Here is a 4180-nt window from a genome sequence, read left to right on the forward strand (position 1 = left end):
CCTGGACGGTTGTTACCACCGCCACGACGATCGCCACCTGGTTTCCTGTCGCCACGACGCTCACCGCCGCGCTCGCCGCCTCTTTCGTTACCACGGCCACCAAAGCCCGGAGCACCGCCCTCTGGCCTGCCACCTTTGCCGCTTGCGCTGCTGGTACCGCCAATGTTTGGAGAAAGATCGCGTTTGCCATAAACTTCGCCTTTGCAGATCCAAACTTTAACACCTATTTTACCATAGGTAGTTAATGCTTCTGCTAATGCGTAGTCAATGTCAGCACGGAAAGTGTGCAAAGGAATCCTGCCTTCTTTATATTGCTCGCTACGTGCCATCTCAGCGCCACCTAAACGGCCTGAAGTCATTACCTTGATACCTTCGGCACCCATACGCATGGTTGCAGCGATTGTGGTTTTCATGGCACGACGGAAAGAGATACGTGCTTCTAATTGTTTTGCAATGCCTTCTGCTACTAATTGTGCATCAAGCTCAGGACGTTTGATCTCGAAAATGTTGATCTGAACTTCCTTTTTAGTAAGTTTTTTCAACTCTTCTTTGATCTTGTCAACTTCCTGACCGCCTTTACCGATCACAATACCCGGACGTGCAGTGTGGATAGTTACAGTAATGCGTTTTAAAGTACGCTCGATAACTACTTTAGATACACCACCTTTAGCAATACGAGCTGAAAGGTATTTGCGGATCTTTTCGTCTTCAACTAATTTGTCGGAGTAGTTGTTACCACCGAACCAGTTAGAATCCCAACCTCTGATGATCCCTAACCTGTTACCTATTGGATGTGCTTTCTGTCCCATTTCAAATTAATTGTTATCGTTTTTACTATCCACAACAAGTGTTACGTGGTTTGAGCGTTTACGGATACGGTATCCCCTTCCTTGCGGAGCAGGGCGTAACCTTTTTAGCTGACGGCCACCGCCTACAGATACTTCTTTTACAAAAAGATCATCGGCATTTTTACCTTCATTTTTGGCTTGCCAGTTGTTAATTGCCGATAAAAGCAATTTTTCAACGCGGATAGCTGCTTCTTTATTGGTGAACTTTAAAATGCTTAAAGCTTTAAATACATTTTCACCGCGGATCAAATCAACCACCAAACGCATTTTGCGTGGTGAAGTTGGACAGTCCTGTAACTTAGCAACAGAAGCGCCGCCTACAAGAGCTTTCGCAGCTTCTTTTTGTTGCCTGATCAGTACAGACTTTTTAATTTTTGTTGTTGCTTCCATTGCCTGTTATTTTTTCTTTTCTGCGTGTCCGCGGAATGTACGGGTTGGGGCAAACTCTCCCAGCTTGTGTCCAACCATGTTTTCTGTTACATACACAGGGATAAACTTGTTACCGTTGTGTACAGCGAATGTATGACCAACGAAATCAGGAGAGATCATGGAACGACGTGACCATGTTTTTACAACTGATTTTTTATTTGCATCATTCAGCACCATAACCTTCTTATCTAAGTTATGATCGATGTAAGGTCCTTTTTTAATTGAACGAGCCATTATTTCTTCCTTCTTTCAATGATGTAACGATCCGATGATTTCTTCTTATCACGGGTTTTGTAGCCTTTAGCCAATAAACCTTTACGTGAACGTGGATGACCACCTGAGGCACGGCCTTCACCACCACCCATAGGGTGATCTACCGGGTTCATGGCTACACCACGTACCCTTGGCCTGCGGCCTAACCAGCGTTTGCGGCCGGCTTTACCTAATACCGCGTTTGCTTTTTCGCCATTTGAAACCGTACCGATAGTTGCCAAACAAGTTGACAAGATCATACGTGTTTCGCCAGAAGGCAATTTGATAATGGCATATTTACCATCACGTGCTGATAACTGAGCATAAGTACCGGCGCTGCGGGCAATTACGCCACCCTGGCCAGGGTTTAACTCAATATTGTGGATGATTGAACCAAGCGGGATGTTTTTCAAAGGTAGGGTGTTACCAACCTCTGGTGCAGCACCTTCGCCTGCTACTACTACCGTACCAACTGTTAAGCCTTCCGGAGCAATCATGTAACGTTTTTCACCATCTGCGAAGTGAAGCAGGGCTATACGGGCCGAACGGTTAGGATCGTACTCGATAGTTGCAACTTTTGCCGGGATGTTAAATTTATTACGTTTGAAATCAATTAACCTGTATGCTTGTTTATGACCACCACCTAAGTAGCGCATAGTCATTTTACCGCTGCTGTTACGACCGCCAGACCTTGTATTAGCTGCTACAACCAACGATTTTTCAGGAACGTTTGTTGTAATATCCGAGTTAGATACATCAATTCTGAAGCGGGTACCGGGGGTAACCGGTTTAAATCTCTTTACTGCCATGTCTATAATTATATATTGCTGTAAAAATCAATTACTTCTCCGTCCTTCAACGTAACTATCGCTTTTTTGTAAGTTGCAGCGCGGCCAGATACGGCGCCTGCCTTAGTATTGCGGGTTTTTAGTTTACCGACGTATTTCATGGTGTTCACCGCTGTGATGTTTACACCATACATTGCCTCAATGGCATTTTTGATCTGAATTTTGTTAGCCCTGTGATCAACTTTGAAAGCATAACGGTTAAGCTTTTCAGTTAACTGAGTAACTTTTTCAGTAAGTAGGGGTTGTTTTAAAATTTCCATAATTACTTAGCTAATGCTTCCTCCAAAGTTTTAACAGCACCTGTAGTTAACAAAAGCTTGCCTGCGTTTAACACATCATAAGTGTTAAGCTGCTCAACTGAAATTACTTTAGTTTTCTTAAGGTTTCTGCTTGATAAATAAACATTGTTATTTTCAGCGCCTGCTACTACCAATAATGTTTTATCGTTGGTAACATTCAGATCGGCCTCCATTTTAATGTAGTTTTTAGTTTTGATGCTATCAAAATTAAAGTCTTCCAACACTAAAATATTGTTATCTTTTGCTTTGTATGATAAAGCTGATTTACGGGCCAGTGATTTAAGCTTTTTGTTTAATTTAAAGCTGTAATCGCGAGGTTGCGGACCGAATACACGGCCACCACCATTAAATAATGGAGATTTTACGCTACCGGCACGGGCACCACCTGTACCTTTTTGTTTGTATAATTTGCGGGTTGAACCTGCAATTTCATTACGCTGTTTTGATTTATGTGTACCCTGACGCTGGTTAGCAAGAAATTGCTTAACATCAAGATAGATAGCGTGATCATTTGGTTCAATACCGAAAACCGACTCAGGAAGCTGCACCTTGGCACCTGTTTCTTTACCTGATACGTTCAATACGTTAATTTCCATCTTATTTATCCACTATTACGAATGAACCCTTAGCTCCGGGGATGGAACCTTTAACTACTAACAGATTCTGCTCAGCGAACACTTTAACCACTTGTAAGTTTTGTGTTTTAACGCGAACGTTTCCGGTTTGACCTGCCATGCGCATACCTTTAAATACGCGTGATGGCCATGATGACGCTCCCAATGAACCTGGTGCACGTAAACGATTGTGCTGACCGTGAGTTTGCATACCCACACCACCAAAACCGTGACGTTTTACCACACCCTGAAAACCTTTACCTTTAGAGGTACCAACCACATCCACAAAATCTCCCGCGGCAAAAATCTCGACAGTAACGGTGTCGCCTAATGATTTTTCGTCCTCGAAAGTTTTGAATTCAACAAGTTTCCTTTTTGGGGCTGTACCTGCTTTTTGGAAGTGACCTTTTAACGGTCCAGAAGTGTTTTTTTCCTTTTTGTCGCCATATGCAAGCTGAACAGCTGCATATCCATCGATATCCACAGATTTGATCTGGGTTACCACGCAAGGGCCAGCTTCGATCACAGTACAAGGGATATTCTTCCCTGTCTCGTCGAAAATGCTGGTCATTCCTACTTTTTTACCAATAATTCCTGACATTTTCTTAATTTGTTTGTGTCCATCGAAGCAGTAGGGCTTCGTTCAAGACATATTTCTCCCCCGAAAGGGACGGCAAAGATAGAAACTTTGTATTAATTATCAAATAGTTAGTAAGTTATTTTTTTATAATTTTTGTATCCGCGTTTTAACATATGTTTGAAAGGTATTTGGCTAATGCTTAGCCGGTTTGATTTTTTGACTTTTCGCGGCCATTTTGGAAGGCATGTTATCACATCACCGGATTGACGGCGTAAAATCAGAGATGGGTTGGGGAAATTTTTAAGGATTG

General features: G+C 42.7%; 7 protein-coding genes. All 7 read right to left on the minus strand.

All coding sequences use genetic code 11. The features are described from left to right. Positions 1-809: 30S ribosomal protein S3 (gene rpsC / locus VF500_RS21720; RefSeq protein WP_330861688.1), on the minus strand; the 809-nt coding region annotated here is incomplete at its 3' end. 6 nt (positions 810-815) lie between these two features. Beyond that, entirely contained in the window at positions 816-1238 is a 423-nt protein-coding gene (rplV, locus tag VF500_RS21725) for a 50S ribosomal protein L22 (protein WP_330861689.1), read from the minus strand. A gap of 6 nt (positions 1239-1244) precedes the next feature. After that, complete coding sequence (rpsS, locus tag VF500_RS21730; RefSeq protein ID WP_022832979.1) at positions 1245-1511, minus strand: 30S ribosomal protein S19; 267 nt, start codon at positions 1509-1511, stop codon at positions 1245-1247. Next, on the minus strand, positions 1511-2338 hold the full coding sequence (rplB, locus tag VF500_RS21735) for a 50S ribosomal protein L2 (RefSeq protein ID WP_330861690.1): 828 nt from the start codon (positions 2336-2338) through the stop codon (positions 1511-1513). Before rplB ends, rpsS begins: the two co-directional genes overlap by 1 nt. An 8-nt stretch (positions 2339-2346) precedes the next feature. Continuing rightward, positions 2347-2637, minus strand: coding sequence for a 50S ribosomal protein L23 (gene rplW, locus VF500_RS21740; protein WP_330861691.1), 291 nt, complete (start codon positions 2635-2637; stop codon positions 2347-2349). Positions 2638-2639: 2 nt separating this feature from the next. Continuing rightward, on the minus strand, positions 2640-3272 hold the full coding sequence (rplD, locus tag VF500_RS21745) for a 50S ribosomal protein L4 (RefSeq protein ID WP_330861692.1): 633 nt from the start codon (positions 3270-3272) through the stop codon (positions 2640-2642). Position 3273: 1 nt separating this feature from the next. Continuing rightward, complete coding sequence (gene rplC / locus VF500_RS21750; protein ID WP_330861693.1) at positions 3274-3891, minus strand: 50S ribosomal protein L3; 618 nt, start codon at positions 3889-3891, stop codon at positions 3274-3276. Positions 3892-4180: the final 289 nt, after the last annotated feature.

Source organism: Mucilaginibacter sp. (assembly GCF_036383575.1).
Classification (GTDB): Bacteria; Bacteroidota; Bacteroidia; order Sphingobacteriales; family Sphingobacteriaceae; genus Mucilaginibacter.